Below are 16,586 nucleotides of genomic sequence, written 5' to 3'. Positions count from 1 at the left end.
GGTGCCCGATTCCGGGGCGCCTTCGGCTTGCCGGAGGATGTTTTTGCTGTGTGCGAAAGGAGGCCTGCCTCAATGCCCGGCCAACGCTTCGTAAGGAGCGCCGCAGATGTCGTGCTTACTTTTACGGTCGTGACTTTGCTCTCTTTTCTGCTCATGAGGGCGTCGCCCATCGATCCCGCCGAAGCGTTCGCCATCCGGAATTCGCTTCAGCCGTCGGACGAGAGAATCTCGGAGCTGAGGGAGGCAATGGGACTAGACGGTCCTCTGATCAAACAATATGCCGCATGGCTGCGCAACGCGGTCCGTCTTGATTTCGGCCGATCGCTCGTTAACAACAAGCCCGTGCTGAGCGAGTTCGCGGCCACGGTTCCGTTTACGCTCCGCATCGTGGCGTTGTCCACTGCGATGCAAGCGCTGGGAGCGATTCTGTTGGGCTGTCTCGGCTACCGTTACAGAGGCAAGGGTATCGGTTCCGCCGTCCGGTTCGTCACGGTTGCGGGAGTGTCCGTTCCGAGCTTCTATCTGGCTACGGCTTACTTGGATACGATAGCGGTAAAGCTGCAGTGGATAGCGGTGGCAAGCGGGCAAGGACTGCTGAGGGACTGGCATCCCGCGTTATGCCTGGCCGTCCCGATGGCCGCTTTCTACGGAAGGATGCTCACCGGCATTCTCGTTAAAGAGATGGAAGAGGACTATGCCGTCTACGCTCGTTGCCAGGGATTGGGCGAGAACTACATTATGTTGCGACGCGGGCTACCTCATGCGCTGCTTGCGATGCTGCCGAACTTTATGCAGAGCATCGGCTTCGCGGTCGCGGGGGCGACGATTATCGAGCAGATTTTTTCAGTTCCGGGAATAGGCAACGTCATCGTGACCAGCGTCGTCAACCGCGATGCGCCAATGATTCATTTCTCGATTTTGCTGCTTGCGGCGGTATTCATGCTGACCAGTCGAATGTCCGACGCCGCGCGGACATGGCTGAATCGCGATTCGGCAAGGGGGAACGGCCAATGATCCGTTACGGCAATTGGCGGATTTGGACCGCCGCCTCCGTGTTGCTTCTGTGCGCTTTCGCTTATCTGTTTGCTCCGCACGACCCTTACCAGATCGAGCTGGGCAAGCGCTTGCTGCCGCCCAGTGCGGAATATCCGTTCGGAACCGACTCGATGGGGCGATGTCTGTTGTCCCGAGTTCTGTACGGAGGGAGGACGACGCTCGGCATCGTGCTGCTGACTTGGTTGGCTACGTTGGCCGTAGGCCTGCCGCTCGGCATCGCCGTCGGCTTTTGGAGGGGCAGATTTCGTGCGCTAGGGGACAGCTTTCTGAACGTATTGGCTTCCTTTCCCCCGATTGTCTACCTCATCGTGTGGATGGGCGCTTGGGGAAGCGGAACGAAGACGGTTGTTGTCGCCCTGACGATCGCGTCTCTGGTTAGCTTGGTCAAGCTCGTCAAGGCGAGGGCGGAGATCGAGCGGGACAAGGCGTACGTCGTCTGCGCCGCTGCCTCGGGAGCCTCTCGCCTGCGCATTCTGTTCTGGCACGTGCCGCCGAATCTGATCCGGGAATCCGTCGTCCTGCTGAGTCTGATCAGCGCGGACATCGTGCTGATGATCAGCGGATTCTCTTTTATCGGATTGGGCATCGGGGAAGGCGGCATCGACTGGGGCGCCATTATGACCGATGGACGGACGGTCGCGCTGCTGCGGCCGGACATTATGCTGTACCCGCTGGCGTTGATCGTGGCGTGCGCATTCGCCTTCAACGTGCTGGGGGAAGAGCTGAAATAGGAGTGGATGGCGATATTGAAATTCGATCGATTGTCAGTGTCCGCCCCAGGGGGACGGCAATTGCTGCGCGAGACGACGCTTACTGTGAGGCGCGGAGAAGCGATCGGAGTGACGGGGGAGAGCGGCTCGGGCAAGACGACGCTGCTGAAGGCGGCGATGGGCGTTCTCGGCCGAGGCTGCGAGATCGACGGCGGAGGAATTCAACTGGACGGCCGCGCGATGGAAAAGCTCCCCCCGCATGAACGCAGGAAGCTGGCCGGGACGTCGCTGGGATTCGTGCCGCAGCTGCCAATGACGGCATTCGATTCCCGCATCGCGATGGGGAGGCAGATTCAAGCCGTCTATTGCAAGCGGCTGGGCTTAAGCCGCGAGGCCGCGACCGGGCTTGCTCGGGAGAAGCTGAGGCAAGTGAATTTGCTCGATGCGGAGCGGGTGATGGGCAGCCGCCCCGGAGCGCTGTCCGGCGGTATGCTGCAGCGCGTCGCGATCGCGATTCTGCTCGGCTTGAACCCGCCTTTCATTCTGGCGGACGAACCGACTTCGGCGCTCGATCCGGATAACCGGGCAGCCGTCATCGCGCTGCTGCAGGACCTCAAGCCGACGTCCGGGCTGCTCGTCGTCTCGCATGACACCGAGGTGCTTGGGCGCGTCTGCGATCGCGTGCACGTTCTGCATGACGGAGAGCTGGTCGAAGAAGGAAATCTGGCGGAGCTGCTTGCCGCGCCGAAGCACGACTGGACGGCGCGATTCGCGGAAACCGCCGGGCAGCGGGAGGAAGGGTACTGGTCATGGGAGAGATGGTAGTCTCGAAGCTGTCCGCGAGGTACGGAAGCGGCCGCCAGCGCCCGGTATTGGCGCTGGATCAAGTGTCTTTCCGCTGGCGGGAAGGGGAGAGCATCGCCGTCATGGGCAGCAGCGGCAGCGGCAAGAGTACGCTGGCCCGCCTGTTGCTCGGATTAGAGCGTCCTTCCGCGGGAACGATCCGTCTGGACGGAGTCGACCTCGCCTCGCTGAGCGCCGGAGCTTGGCGGCCTTATCGCCGAATCGTGCAAGGCGTGTTCCAGGATGCCTCCGGAACGCTCAATCCGCGCTTCTCGGCATACCGCAACATGGAGGAGGCGCTGCTTAATTTGACGGACATGACGGGCCGAGAGCGCCGCCGGGAGATCGAAGGCTTGATGGAGCGCTTCAACCTGGAGCGGCAAATGCTGAAGGTGCCCGTACGTTCGCTTAGCGGAGGACAGCAGCGCAGATTGTCGCTGCTGAGGGCATTGTCGGTCCGACCGAGGTACTTGGTGCTGGACGAAGTGCTGAGCGGTCTGGACCGCGTGTCCTGCGATGCGGTGCTGGAGACGTTAGCCGATTACCGTACCGGCTTCGGCTGCTCGTACTTGCTGATTACTCACGATGCCTATAGCGCTTACCGGCTTGCGGACAGCTGCCTGCTCATGGAGCAAGGGAGGCTTGCAGGCCGAGCGGTCAAGAGACCCGAGACGCTACAAGCTTTATAATAATCAATTTATCTGGAGGAGAGATCGAAATGCCAACCCGCTTATTCCGTATTCAAACCGCCGTTGCGCTGCTGTGCCTGCTGCTGGCGCTAACCGCCTGTTCGTCAGGGGGGAGCGACAGCAAGGATAAGGATACGCTCGTCATCGGCTACGTCGGGGAACTGAGCAATTTCTACCCGACGATGGTCGACATGCACAACAAGCCGGTTATCCAGCTCGTGTACGACATGCTCATACGTTATGAGAACGGGGAGTTCAAGCCGGGGCTTGCCACCGGGTGGTCGTTCAACGAAGCGGGCACCGAGCTGACGATGAAGATCAAGCAGGGCGTCAAATTCCATGACGGGGAGCCGCTTAACGCCGCGGCCGTCATTGCCAATATGGAGTATTACCGTTACGAGGGCAACGCCTCCTTCCTGAAAGCCGTCTCGACGATCGACAAGCTTGAGGCGCTGGACGAATATACAGTCAAGGTTTCCTACAAAGAGCCGTATTATCCGATTTTGCACGACCTGTGCACGCCTTATCTGGCTATCGTCTCTCCGAAATCGATTATTAAAGACGACTACATGAAGATGAACGGAACGATTGGAACCGGCCCATACGTTCACGAATCGTTCAAGAAGGGCGAGAGCTCCGTATTCCGGAAAAACAAGGATTACTGGGACGGAGAGCCGGCCTATGAACGAATTGTCGTCAAGTATATTCCCGACGCCGCTACTCGGCTGAAGGCGCTCCAGACGGGCGAGGTCGACGTTATCTTCAGCTCCACGATGATCACGAACAACGAGTTTAAGCAAGCGACGTCGATGGCCGGCGTGAAAGGCGAAATGTCCGAGGGCAGTCGGACGAGGGCATTGGCGCTGAACGCGTCGGGAGAGAAGCTGGCCGATCTTCGGGTGCGCGAGGCGATCGTCTATGCAATCGACAAGAAGGAGCTCGGCGAAGGCTTGACGTACGGCTACGAGAAGCCGGCTGAAGAGATGTTCGAGACCCGCATTCCGAACATTACGAACGAAGGATTGAACAAGAGGGGCTTCGATGCCGCCAAAGCCGCCGAGCTGCTCGATCAAGCCGGCTGGAAGTTGAACGGGAGCACCGGATACCGGGAGCTTGACGGCAAGCCGATAAGCCTGAGGTTTACTTATGAGACGGGAGATACGTTCAACAAGGAGCTGGCGACCGCGCTGCAGGGCCAGTTGAAGAAGGTCGGCCTGCAGGTCGAGGTGGCGGGTTCGGACGTGATGACGTGGTGGACGGAATGCGTCGAAGGCAAGTTCGACATTACGATTTGGGACTCCAAGGGGGCGCCGGAGGACCCGCATCATTTTATCGGACCGATGCTCGATCAGACCGCGCACACGGCGGCGCTGGCCCGCTTGCCGGAGGCGGACGAATTCAACGCCCGTATTTTACAGGTGCAGCATACGCGGGACGACTCGGCAGTGACGTCCGGTTACAATGAGCTGCTTAATTTCCTGAACGACAAGGCGATCGTCGTTCCGGTTACGCGCGCCAAGGAATTGATTTTGTACCGCGAGGACAAGGTGGCGGACTACTCGTTCGGCGGACTGGAAAACGCGTTTAATCCGATGGGAGTACGGAAAGCCGAATGATCGGCAAAGGAGAAAGATAGCTATGGCTGGCAACGGAAAAAAGAAGGGAATTGCGAGATTGCTGGAGTTGGCTGGCCAGAAGAGAACCCTGCTCGTCGCGTCCGCCGTTCTGTCCACTTTCAGTATGCTCGTCCTGCTCGTTCCTTTCCTGGCGATCTATCGGGTTCTGGCGGAATTTCTCGAGCATGCTTCGGCTCCGGGCCGGATCGACGTTGCGTTGATCAAGCGTTGGTCCTTCGTTACGGTCGTCAGCCTCGTCGCGGGGTTTGCGCTCATGTACGCGGGCGGGATGGCTTCGCATATTGCGGCCTTCCGTCTGCTGTACGGCTTGCGAATCCAGCTGACCGAGCGGCTCGGTAACCTGTCTCTGGGGTATTACGATCGCAGCAGCACCGGCAAGATCAAAAAGATCGTTGAGCACGACGTGGAGAAAATTGAGAAGTTCGTCGCGCATCAGCTCCCGGACGTCGTTAATGCCGCGGCAATGGCATTCGCGCTGATCGGCGGCATGTTTTACTTGCAGCCCTGGCTTGCGTTGGCCTGCCTCCTGCCGATCGCGCTCGGCTTTTGGGCGCAGTTCTCGATGATGATGGGAGAAAGATCCAGACAAGCGCTGAGACAATATTACGACGCCATCGAGAGCATCTCCTCCTCGTCGATTCAATACGTACGGGGGATGCCGTCGATTAAAATATTCGGTCAGACCGTCCATTCCTTCCGTAGGTTTTACCTGGACATGACACAGTACCGAGACTTTCTGCTCCGATATGCGGACGATTTTCGGCATGGCTACGTTACCTACCGGGTACTGCTGCTGTCGCTGGCCGCGTTTATTATGCCGGTTGGAGTGTTTCTGCTGAGCCGCGATCCGCGCAACGTCTCCTTCGCTGCGGTGCTGCTGCTGTTTTTGGCGCTGTCTCCAGGCATCGCCGTTCCGATCTTTAAGCTGAACGGTCTGGCATCGACGCTCGGCATGATCGCGGAAAGCGTCAGGCGCGTCGACGAACTGCTGGACGAGCCCGAGCTGACCGAACCGGCGCGCCCGCGGGTTCCGACCGAGTATACAATCGCGTTCGAACGGGTCGGCTTCTGCTATGAAGGAACGGCGGGGGAGCGCATACGGGCGCTGTCGGACGTCAGCTTCGTCGCGCGGCAGGGCGAGGTGACGGCGATCGTCGGACCGTCCGGCTCGGGTAAAACGACCGTCGCGGAGCTGATCGCCCGTTTCTGGGATACTCAGGAGGGCGCAATTACGATCGGCGGGGCGGACATCCGGGACATTCCTGTCGGAAAGCTGATGGAGCTCTTATCGTTCGTATTCCAGGATAGCTTTCTGTTCTCCGACACGGTCTACAACAACATTGCGATGGGCAATCCGGGGGCGAGCCGGGAGGAAGTGTACCGCGCGGCGCAAGCGGCCCAGTGCAGCGAATTTATCGAAGCTCTGCCCCAAGGCTACGAGACGCGCATCGGACAAGGCGGCGTCTACCTGTCCGGAGGCGAGGAGCAGCGCGTATCCGTGGCACGCGCGCTTCTTAAAAACGCGCCGATTCTCGTCCTCGACGAGGCGACCGCCTATGCGGACCCGGAGAATGAGCATCGGATGCAGCGGGCTTTGAGGGAACTGATGCGCGGCAAGACGGTCATTATGATTGCGCATCGGCTGCGGACGATTCGGGGAGCGGACAACATTATCGCGCTCCGGCAGGGGACGATCGCGGAGCAGGGCAGGCACGATGAGCTGCTTCGGCTTCAAGGCTTGTACGCGGGAATGTGGAATGCCTACGTTGAAGCGTCCAATTGGCGCTTAGGAGAAAGGGGGCATTCCGATGGAGCTGATTCGCCGAATGACGGCGGGCAATCCCGGATGGTTGATTAGGCCGATCGCGGCCACTGTGCTTGCCAACCTATGCGGCATGCTGCCCTATGCGCTCGCTTCGCTTGCAGTGATGCGAATCTACGAGGCTTTCGCCGATACCGGCGCGACTCTGGCGATTCGGGAACTGTGGCTTCTGTGCGCGGGCATGCTCGTCTCGCTTGTTTTGCTGTACGCAAGCGAATCGCTCGCGTACCGGCTGTCTTTCGGAGGAGCGTACGGCTTGGCCGCCGAAGGGAGGCGAACGCTGGCCGAGCATCTGCGCAAGCTGCCTCTCGGCACGCTGATGCGCCGGGACGCGGGCGAGCTCGGCAATATGATGATGGGGGACTTCGCGCAGCTCGAGACGGCGAACTCGCAGCTTCTTCCCCAGATCGTCGGAGGGATGATCGCATCGCTGCTGGCCGTTATCGGCTTTCTGTTCCTGGACTGGCGCATAGCGCTGGCGATGATTGCCGGGTTTCCACCGGCGCTGCTCATTCTGTGGGCCGTGTCCGGCCTGGAGCGCAAGTACGGGACCAGCCATGCGGAGGCCAGGAGCCGGGCGTCGAGTCGGTTGCAGGAATACATCCAGGGCATGAAGGTAATTAAAGCCTACAATATGAGGGGCGGCAACTTCACGGGATTGGAGCAGGCTTTCCGTAGGCTGATGAAGGAAAGCATCAGCCTGGAGGGCCGATTCGGTCCGGTGTTTCTCGTCGCGATCGCCCTGGTGAAATCGGGAGCGGCCTTTATTCTAATCGCGGGAAGCTATCTGGCGGTCGGCGGCGAGCTGTCCGTTCCGGCGCTCGCAGCTTTTCTGCTGATCGGAGCCCGCGTGTACGAGCCGATTGCCGGAGCGATCTTCGCCTGGCCGGAATTCAAGTATTACGCCCTGTACGGCGGGAGGATCGCGGATATGCTGGCCGAGCCGGCGATGCCGGGAGATCGGCCTTCTCCGTCGGGGCACGACGTGGAGTTCCGGGACGTCGAGTTCGGCTACGGGGACGAACCGGTGCTGAGGGGCGTCTCGTTCGCGGTGCGGGCGGGGACTCTGACGGCGGTCGTCGGGCCTTCGGGAAGCGGGAAGAGCACGGTTCTGAAGCTGATCGCCCGGTTCTACGATCCGCGATCAGGAGAGGTGAGGATCGGAGGCAGGCCGGCGAAGGAGATGGCCCCCGAGGCGTTGATGCAGAAATTGTCCATGGTGTTCCAGGACGTATACCTGTTCAACGATACGATCGGCAACAACATTCGTTACGGCCGTCAGGGCGCCACGCAGCAGGAAGTGGAGGAGGCGGCGCGTCAGGCGTGCTGCCACGAGTTCATATCTCGGTTGCCCGGGGGCTACGATACGATGGTCGGCGAAGGAGGAAGCACGCTGTCCGGCGGGGAGAAGCAGCGGATTGCCGTGGCCCGGGCAATGATTAAGCAAGCCCCGATCGTGCTGCTGGACGAAGCGACCGCTTCGCTCGATCCCGAGAACGAAGCGGAGATGCAGCGAGCGATCTCGCGCCTCGTCGCAGGCAGGACGGTCATCGTCATCGCGCATCGTCTGAAAACGGTCGTGGAGGCGGATCGGATCATCGTGCTGGAGCGCGGCAAGGTCGCGGAGCAGGGCGGGCATGAGCAATTGGTTCGCGCGGGAGGGCTGTATGCCAGACTGTGGCGCCTCCAGCAGGAAACGGAACAATGGGGCGTATAGACAGGTTGAACCGGAACGAATCATCGAGAAAGCTCGGCGCGATATGACGATGGCGGAACAATATCGTATACCGATGTCGCATTTGTGGATACACATCGGTGTTGCGATCTGCTACCCTGATCTTGTCTAATCCGAATCCTGATAGGTGGAGGCTAACGATGAGCAGATTGCGTATCGGTATGATCGGCACGGGTGGAATTGCGGAATGGCACGGAAGGCAGCTATTGGAGCTGCCGGAGGTCGAGATTGTAGCGCTCGCGGACACAAGCGAGCGGAGCAGAGACAGGTTTGTCGAGAAATTCGATTTGCGCGAGGCGGCGCAGTTCGACGATTACCGTGCGATGTTGGAGGAAGTCGAGCTGGATGCCGTCGTCATCTGCTCCCCGCATACGCTGCATTATGAGCAAGCGACGGATACGCTGAACAAGGGGCTGCACACGTTGATCGAGAAGCCGATGACCTGCAGTTCAGCGGAAGCGGAGCGGCTGATCGAGACGGTGAAGAAGTCGGGGAAAATTTTGCAGGTATCGTACCAGCGCCATTTTCAACCGGAGTTTCTATACATTAAAGAGGCGATAGCGCGCGGCGAGATCGGCAAGCTGACTTCGATCACGGCGACTCTGTACCAGGAGTGGAGACAAGGAACGCCAGGCACCTGGCGGCAGGACCCGGCGTTGTCGGGCGGCGGCTTCCTGATGGATTCGGGCAGCCACATTATCGACGTGCTGCTATGGACGACGGGGCTGACGCCGGTCGAGGTCAAGACGCAGCTGCACAAGCACGGCTCCCCGGTCGAGATCGACACGTTTACCGCCATCCGCTTCGCGGAAGGCGCGGTGGGCGGGCTAAACCTGATCGGCTATGCGCCTTGCTGGCATGAAACCTACGCCTTCTGCGGCGAAGAGGGCGGCATCTTCTACGATAACGGCCGCATTACGCTGCGCCGGCTGCGTGAGGAGCCGATCGTTCCCGAGCTTCCGCAGCAGACGACGAACCAGGACAAGAGCTTCGTCGACGCGATCCTCGGACGGCAGGACGTGTCGGTAAGCGGCGAATTCGCCTACCGGGTCGTGAAGTTTTCGGAAATGGTATATGAAGCGGCGGGTTATTCTCCGATCGAGGATGCACGCGCGGCGGGAGGTGTTCAGGCATGAGTCTTCGGATCGGAATGAGAATCCCCCCTCGGATCGGGGAGGAAGGAATTGAAGCGGTCGCCGCTTGGGCGGCGCAGGCCGGCCTCAACGCGCTTGACGTGCCCGAGCTTACGACGGAAGTCAAGGCCGCATGCGACAAGGCCGGCATTGCGATCGGCTCGGTGGACGCGCAAGGCGTCTCGCAATTGCTGAGCAGGGACGAAGCCAGACGTGCGGACGCCGTTGCATCGGTGAAGAAGCAGATGGATGGGATGGCGGCTCTCGGGGGCAAGATCATGTTTATGTGCCTCGTACCGGAGGACGTGACGCTTCCTCGCGCCGAAGGGTTCGCCATCTGGCGAGAGACGTTCCCGGAGGTGGTCGATCACGCGGAGAAAACGGGAGTCTACATCGCAATTGAGGGCTGGCCCGGACCTGCTCCGTATTATCCGACGCTCGGCTGCACTCCGGAAATGTGGCGGGCGATGTTCGAAGCGATTCCGTCGAAGCATTTCGGCTTGAACTACGATCCGTCCCATCTCGTTCGTCTCGGCATCGATTATTTGCGGGCGCTGTCCGAGTTCGGGGAACGGATCAATCACTGCCACGGCAAGGATACGGAAATGTTGCACGACGAGCTGTACGAGTGCGGAACGCTCCCTGCGACTTTCGGAGCGAAGTACGACTTCTCGGAAGGGGCGTGGCGCTATACGATTCCCGGACATGGGGAGGTCGATTGGGGCAAGGTTGCCGTCCGTCTCGATCGGCTGGGCTACGAGGGCGCGATCTGCATTGAACTGGAGGACCATCGCTATTGGGGAACAGTCGAAGCCGAGCGGAGGGGCATCGAGAAGGCGGCGGCTCATCTGGCGCAATATTTCAGATAGTAGGCCTTACGGCTAAGGGGCTGTCCCACAAGCATAAAAAGAGTCGTACAAAAGGATGATCGATAGAAAGTGTTGTCGTGCATATATCTCCTTACGATGCTATACGATCTCGAAATCTGACTGGGTAAGTCCGTTAAGAGGTGATTTCGGGATCGTATGAGGCAGTCTCCAGAAGATACATGCACTTTTTCTTTACCGATTATCTTGTACGACTCTACTTATGAGACAGTTCCTTCCTTTAATCAATCGCCGAGAAGGCGACCCGAAAGCCCGCGTTGCCGGTCGAGCTGTCCGGCGTATTGGAGCTTCTGGCGGCGACGCGGTACCGGTTGCAGTAGGAGCGGTGGCACAAATACGAGCCGCCTCGCATAGACCGTATGCCGGTAGGCTGCTCAAAGCGCGGATTCGCGTTCGGAGTCGCCCGATGGTAGGCCGGGGTGAACCAGTCCGCGCACCATTCCCACACATTGCCCGCCATGTTGTACAGTCCGTATCCGTTAGGCTTGTACGCATCGACGGGAGCCGTTCCCTCGTAACCGTCGCTTGCATTGTTTTTAACCGGGAACTTTCCTTGCCAAATGTTGCAGCGATGTTCTCCGTCGGGCTTGAGCAGATCTCCCCATGGATACGTTTTGCGCTCCAGGCCGCCTCTGGCGGCGTATTCCCATTCCGCTTCAGTTGGCAGACGCTGGCCCGACCATCTGCAATAGGCTTCCGCATCGTTCCAGGAGACATGTACGACAGGATGGTTCATTCGATCTCCGATGTCCGAGTCCAACCCTTCCGGCTTCGCCCAGTAGGCTCCGTTAACCGCATACCACCAAGGCGTCGCTTGCGGCACGCTGACGACCTGACGCTTCGTTTCCTCCGATACGAACAGGTGAAAAACGTACGTCCAACCGAATTGCTCGGCCTCCGTAACATAACCCGTCTCTTCCACAAATTGCTGAAACTGTGCATTAGTTACGGCATACGGCGCAATATAAAACGGATCGACGCGCACGACGCGCTCCGGGCCTTCCCCGTCCGCCGGGAATCCTTCCCGGGAATCGGTTCCCATGATGAATTCTCCTCCGGATAGCCGCACTAATCCGTCTTTTGGATCGCGGGAGGATTTTGTATCGTTCTGTTGTGCGACTGGCGCGGGTGGCGATGTCGGCTCCCGGTTCAAGCCGGCAGGGCCGTCGTTGCGTCCTGCAGCGCAGCAAGCTTTCTTCGGTTGTTGTTCCAAGTGAGTTGCCCCTTTCGTGAAATCGGGCGGGAATACGGCGGCTTAACCGTATACCGCAATGCCGACGAGCCCGGAGAGCAGCACGACGGAAAAAGGATGCTTATGCAGATAAATCAGAGCAAACAAGGAACCGGCGAAGATCGCAAGCTGGCTCCAGGTCTTCCAATCGAACTCCATCGTTATGCCGGCGTTTTGTGCGAACAGGATGGCGGCGTAGACGATCATTCCGGCCACGGTGGGGCGGAGTCCGAAGAAGGACGACTTCACGAGCTGATTGTCGCGGTAACGCATAATGAGCTTGCCTGCGGCTAGAATCAAGACCAGAGACGGCAGGATCATCGCTAGCGAAGCGACGATGGCGCCGATCGTACCGGCCTGATGATAGCCGACGGCCACGGCGATATTAGTCGCGATCGGTCCCGGCGACATGCCGGCGACGGCAACCATATCCGAGAGCTGAGCCGCGTCCATCCATTGGTGGCGAGTCAGCACTTCTTCCTGGATAAGCGGAATCATAGCGTAGCCGCCCCCGAAGGAGACAAGGCCGACCATAAAAAACGTCAAAAACAAATCGATAAGCATAGCCATTCCCCATTATCGTCGAGTTTAGATCATGTAGTCGTATACGGGTTCTTTTTCCTCGAGCTTCGTCTTTTTGCCCAGCATTACTCTGACTTTGACGACGGCGATTCCTGCGAGCGCACCGAAGACGATGACCCATGCGGGGTGCAGGAAGTTTCGTCCGAACAGCAGTAGGCAGACGGCGATGGCCGCAAGGGCTCCCGAGGCGAAGTCCACGACGGCGGTTTTCCCGATTTTGAAGGCGGCATAGACGATCATAGCGACGACGGTAGCGCGAATAGAGAGGAAGGCGGCTTCGATCTTAGGATTGTCCTTCATCTGAACATACACCAGAGACAGACCGATCATCAAGGCGAATGTAGGAAGGAAAATGCCGAGCAGCGCCGACAGCGCTCCGCCGATGCCGGCGATCCGATAGCCGATCAGAGTGGCCGAGTTGACGGCAACCGCTCCGGGGACGGAGCCGGACACCGCGACGATATCGGCCACGTCTTCGCTTTGCAGCCATTTGCGCTTCTCCACGATTTCTCTTTCGATTACCGGAATAAGCGCGTAGCCGCCTCCGAATGTGAAAGGGCCCATTTTCAGAAAAGTCGTAAATAACGAGCCTATCATTTTCCATTTAGCGTTCATAGGTATTCCTCCCCTTTCTGTAGGTTGATATAAGTTGAACTCTGTCGGGAGGGCGCCTTCGTTCCAGGTGCTTCAATGTATAGTATACCATCTTTATTTCATTTTGGGATTAAGTTAGCCTGTTTTTATTTATTATATCTATTGATGGGTTCTATTGGTTTGACTTAATTTCATTTTGTTATTATGTTGAGGCGACGATAGTTATTTGTAGTCTGGAAAAGTCAAATCGGCTATAATGGGTTTAATATATTTCCAATGCGTTTACTTGGATAAGTGGGGAATAAACGTGAGTCTACAACGAAGCAGCGATATGCCGTCTCCGAAACGGCTGATCTACTCGCATATTGCAGAACGCGGCACCGTCTCCAAGGCGGAGCTGCTGGAACGTTATTCGATGACGAGCAGCACCCTCACCCGTCTGCTGGAAGAGATGGTGTCAGAGAAGCTGATCGAGGCATCGGGATTCGGACCGTCCAGCGGCGGAAGGCGACCGATTCTATATGAGACGAATCCTCATTACGGCTACTTCTTCGGATTGGAGATTTCGCGGTTCTCCTCTACGCTTGGCTTCTTCGACGTGCGGATGAATCCGATGTCGCTCACCCGTTGGCGCATGGACGAGGCGATGACGCCCGAACGCGTCGTCGACCACGCGTCGGCTATGATGAAAGCGATTCTGAACGATCACAGGATCGATCCTAGCCAAGTCGTCGGAGTGGGCATAGGAGCCGTCGGACCGCTTGACAGGGAGCGGGGGATCATTGTGAAGCCGCGTTATTTCTCGTCGCCGGGCTGGGTCAATGTGCCGATCTGCCGGATGATTGAAGAGAAAACCGGCTTCCCCGCCGAGCTGGAAAACGGCGCCAACGCGGCGTTAATGGGAGAGCAATGGGCGATGAGAAGCGCTAAACCTCTTCATATGCTGTATGTGCACGCCGGGGTCGGTTTGCGCTCGGCGATGATGTCCTATGGGCAGATTATTCACGGCTCGCTCGATATGGAGGGCGCGATCGGCCAGATGATCATCCAGACGGACGGCCCGCGGCTGAACGAGGACGGCAACTTCGGTGCGCTTGAAGCGTTCGCCTCCGTTCAGGCGCTAGAAAGAATGGCGCAATCCCGGGTGAAAATAAACGGAGGAGACTGGGCGGGGCGGCTGCAGGTGCCTCCGGATCGCATCCGTTACGAGCTGCTTTTGCAGGAGTTGAGGCAGAACAATTCGCACGTGGAGGAGATGTTCAGGCAGGCGGCCTCCTACCTCGGTATCGGGCTGGCCAATATGATCAACATGTTTCATCCGGAGACGGTCGTGCTCGGAGGAGCGCTGATCAATTCGTACGACCGGTTCTACGATACGGCGATCGGCGTCGCGCGCAAGAATGTCTATTATTACCCGGAGTATGAGCCCGTTTTCACCAAAGGGGAGCTGCGCGAGGACGCTGTTGCGACCGGCGCGGCGCTGATGATGTGGAAGAAGATGCCGGTTTGACGGGGCTTCGGGCTTGCTCGAAACCGACGGTTTTACACGTAGGATCGATGTCGCAATTTTTATGTTGAACTAAGATATCGTTGTGGTAACATGTGGAGGAACGGAAGCGCTTTATCATCTTCATTTTCCTCTGAAAGGGATGTTACATTCATGCCGTTAGTCGACATGCCGCTTGAACAACTGAAGGAGTATCAAGGAATCAATCCGCGTCCGGCCGATTTTGACGCGTACTGGGAGAGAGCGCTTGCGGAGATGCGAGCCGTAGACCCTCAAGTCGAGCTTGTGCCGAGCTCCTTCCAGACGCCGCTCGCCGAATGCTTCGATCTGTATTTTACAGGCGTTCGCGGCGCGCGCATCCACGCCAAATATGTGCGTCCGCGCAATGCCGCCGAGCCTCATCCCGCTGTCGTGCAGTTCCACGGATATACGGGCAATGCGGGCGACTGGAACGATAAGCTGGCTTACGCGTCGCTGGGCTTCTCCGTGCTGGCGATGGACTGCCGCGGACAGGGCGGTTCCTCCGAGGATACCGGCGGAGTTAAGGGAAACACGCACCACGGGCATATTATTCGCGGACTGGACGATCACGAGGACAACTTGCTGTTCCGGCACATTTTCCTCGACACGGCCCAGCTTGCGGGGATTGCGATCGGTTTGCCTGAAGTCGATCCCGAGCGCGTGTATGCGGCCGGCGGCTCTCAAGGCGGCGCGCTGACAATCGCTTGTGCGGCGCTTGAACCGAGAGTGAAGAAGCTGGCTCCGGTATTCCCGTTTCTGTGCGATTATAAACGGACCTGGGAGATGGATTTGGCGAAAGACGCTTACCAGGAGCTGCGGACTTTCTTCCGTCACTTCGATCCGCTGCACGAACGCGAGGACGAGATTTTCACGCGGCTCGGCTACATCGATCTGCAATATTTAGCAGATCGGATTCGCGGCGAAGTGCTTATGTTCGTCGGCCTGATGGACACCATCTGCCCGCCTTCCACGCAATTCGCGGCGTATAACAAGATGACCGCTCCGAAGCAGCTCGTTATCTACCCGGATTTCGGTCATGAGCATCTTCCAGGCTCGGGGGACAAGACGATTCAATTTTTCTTGGCTGAGCGTTAAGGATAAGTCTGAGCGACGTCGGCAACGAAAATAAGGGGCTGTCCCAGTCCTATAAGCCGCTCAGGTTGCTTGGATGATCTAAAGGAAGGGGGATGTACCTTCCTCTGACGCTATACGCTCCCGAAATCTGAAGGGGTAAACCCGTTACATGGTTTCAGGAGCGTATGAGGCAGTCTCCGTGCCATGATTGATCCACAACGTTTCCGATTAATTGGGAATTGAACTTTAACGGCGGATCTCTTTGCACACATGAGCTTACGCAGGGAAGTTAGTCGGAATTTCGTACAAAACAACTCGACCGAGGCTCAAACGACGAACATTTGTAGGAAAAACCACACAAATCAGCTCGAACCAGGCTTAAACGGCGGACGTTTGTAGGGAAAACCACACAAAGCATCTCGACCCAGGGTAGCGTCAAGAAGTTTGTGTAATTATTATTTAGGGGGTTGTAGGGTATCCATTGGGACAATGGATATGATTTGCTTTCAAGGTTCAGGGGGGATCCCCCCTGAAAAAATCCCCTTTCATTTCCAATTGTCAAAGTGCTGTTTTTGTAGGCTTGCCTCGTGTCCCTCACGGACGCCCGATGCGGCCGCTTACGCCTGTGGATACTTCTTCTCAAACATTTGCTTGAGTGCTTGTTGCGTGAGGGCGTCTCCGAATCCAGTACACACGCGACTACTCCAGCGTTCGTTGTATTCTATGGCTTGCAGATAGACAATCTTCTCCGCCGCGTCCATATTCGTCAAACTATTCATCGGCCGCAGCCGCTTGCGGATTTCCTTGTTTGTTCGCTCGATCAGGTTCGACGTGTAAATGGCATAGTGAATCATCTTGGGGAAGTCGTAGAAGCACAGCAGGACAGATAGCTCGTTCTCCCACGACGCCAGCTCCTTCGGATACATCTTACCCCAAGAAGTTGGCCAACGCGACCTCCCGATCCATAGCATTGTAAATCGCCTTCATATCTGTCACAAAATCCGCTTTGTCCTTGTCGCGGATTTTCGGCAGCGTGTTGCGCATCTTATGCGTGATGCAGCGCTG

General features: G+C 58.0%; 14 protein-coding genes and 1 pseudogene. 11 read left to right on the top strand and 4 right to left on the bottom strand.

The features are described from left to right. Window positions 1-72: 72 nt before the first annotated feature. The 9 genes from DFP98_RS37990 (at window position 73) to DFP98_RS37950 (ending at window position 10,494) form a co-directional block, all read left to right on the top strand. Window positions 73-1,014 (top strand): ABC transporter permease, encoded by a 942-nt coding sequence (locus DFP98_RS37990; protein WP_116065858.1) that lies wholly within the window; start codon window positions 73-75, stop codon window positions 1,012-1,014. Then, a complete protein-coding gene (locus DFP98_RS37985; protein WP_181918192.1) occupies window positions 1,011-1,787 on the top strand; it encodes an ABC transporter permease in 777 nt (258 codons plus the stop codon). The genes DFP98_RS37990 and DFP98_RS37985 overlap by 4 nt, the downstream gene beginning before the upstream one ends. Before the next feature lie 15 nt (window positions 1,788-1,802). Further along, a complete protein-coding gene (locus DFP98_RS37980; protein WP_220377228.1) occupies window positions 1,803-2,591 on the top strand; it encodes an ATP-binding cassette domain-containing protein in 789 nt (262 codons plus the stop codon). After that, window positions 2,576-3,298 carry an ATP-binding cassette domain-containing protein gene (locus tag DFP98_RS37975; RefSeq protein WP_116065855.1) on the top strand — a complete coding sequence of 241 codons (723 nt, stop codon included), beginning with the start codon at window positions 2,576-2,578 and terminating at the stop codon, window positions 3,296-3,298. The genes DFP98_RS37980 and DFP98_RS37975 overlap by 16 nt, the downstream gene beginning before the upstream one ends. Window positions 3,299-3,327: 29 nt before the next feature. Then, on the top strand, window positions 3,328-4,914 hold the full coding sequence (locus tag DFP98_RS37970; protein ID WP_116065854.1) for an ABC transporter substrate-binding protein: 1,587 nt from the start codon (window positions 3,328-3,330) through the stop codon (window positions 4,912-4,914). 22 nt (window positions 4,915-4,936) lie between these two features. Then, window positions 4,937-6,793: an ABC transporter ATP-binding protein gene (locus DFP98_RS37965; protein ID WP_116065853.1), complete on the top strand. Its 1,857-nt coding sequence runs from the start codon at window positions 4,937-4,939 to the stop codon at window positions 6,791-6,793. Further along, entirely contained in the window at window positions 6,744-8,474 is a 1,731-nt protein-coding gene (locus DFP98_RS37960) for an ABC transporter ATP-binding protein (RefSeq protein WP_116065852.1), read from the top strand. Before DFP98_RS37965 ends, DFP98_RS37960 begins: the two co-directional genes overlap by 50 nt. Window positions 8,475-8,632: 158 nt before the next feature. Further along, entirely contained in the window at window positions 8,633-9,628 is a 996-nt protein-coding gene (locus DFP98_RS37955) for a Gfo/Idh/MocA family protein (protein ID WP_116065851.1), read from the top strand. Beyond that, on the top strand, window positions 9,625-10,494 hold the full coding sequence (locus DFP98_RS37950; RefSeq protein WP_116065850.1) for a sugar phosphate isomerase/epimerase family protein: 870 nt from the start codon (window positions 9,625-9,627) through the stop codon (window positions 10,492-10,494). Before DFP98_RS37955 ends, DFP98_RS37950 begins: the two co-directional genes overlap by 4 nt. 238 nt (window positions 10,495-10,732) lie before the next feature. Here DFP98_RS37950 and DFP98_RS37945 read toward each other — a convergent pair whose 3' ends face one another. From DFP98_RS37945 to DFP98_RS37935, 3 genes are read right to left on the bottom strand one after another with little or no spacing between them, the layout of a single operon-like run. Then, window positions 10,733-11,725 carry a formylglycine-generating enzyme family protein gene (locus DFP98_RS37945; protein ID WP_425455581.1) on the bottom strand — a complete coding sequence of 331 codons (993 nt, stop codon included), beginning with the start codon at window positions 11,723-11,725 and terminating at the stop codon, window positions 10,733-10,735. Between the two features lie 42 nt (window positions 11,726-11,767). Further along, window positions 11,768-12,307 carry a chromate transporter gene (locus DFP98_RS37940; protein WP_116065848.1) on the bottom strand — a complete coding sequence of 180 codons (540 nt, stop codon included), beginning with the start codon at window positions 12,305-12,307 and terminating at the stop codon, window positions 11,768-11,770. A 24-nt stretch (window positions 12,308-12,331) separates the two neighbouring features. Then, window positions 12,332-12,940 (bottom strand): chromate transporter, encoded by a 609-nt coding sequence (locus DFP98_RS37935; protein WP_116065847.1) that lies wholly within the window; start codon window positions 12,938-12,940, stop codon window positions 12,332-12,334. 286 nt (window positions 12,941-13,226) lie between these two features. Between DFP98_RS37935 and DFP98_RS37930 the strand changes: the two genes are divergently transcribed. Both DFP98_RS37930 and DFP98_RS37925 read left to right on the top strand, forming a co-directional pair. Next, complete coding sequence (locus tag DFP98_RS37930; protein WP_342772539.1) at window positions 13,227-14,429, top strand: ROK family transcriptional regulator; 1,203 nt, start codon at window positions 13,227-13,229, stop codon at window positions 14,427-14,429. Between the two features lie 150 nt (window positions 14,430-14,579). Further along, window positions 14,580-15,542, top strand: coding sequence for an alpha/beta fold hydrolase (locus tag DFP98_RS37925; protein ID WP_116065845.1), 963 nt, complete (start codon window positions 14,580-14,582; stop codon window positions 15,540-15,542). Window positions 15,543-16,138: 596 nt separating this feature from the next. Here DFP98_RS37925 and DFP98_RS37920 read toward each other — a convergent pair. Then, a pseudogene (locus DFP98_RS37920) lies at window positions 16,139-16,586 on the bottom strand (transposase); the annotation flags it as partial.

The organism is Cohnella phaseoli (assembly GCF_003386235.1).
In the GTDB taxonomy this organism is placed as follows: Bacteria; Bacillota; Bacilli; order Paenibacillales; family Paenibacillaceae; genus Cohnella; species Cohnella phaseoli.
The sequence above is the reverse complement of the archived record's forward strand: the minus strand, read 5'-3'. Positions and strand labels throughout refer to the sequence as shown.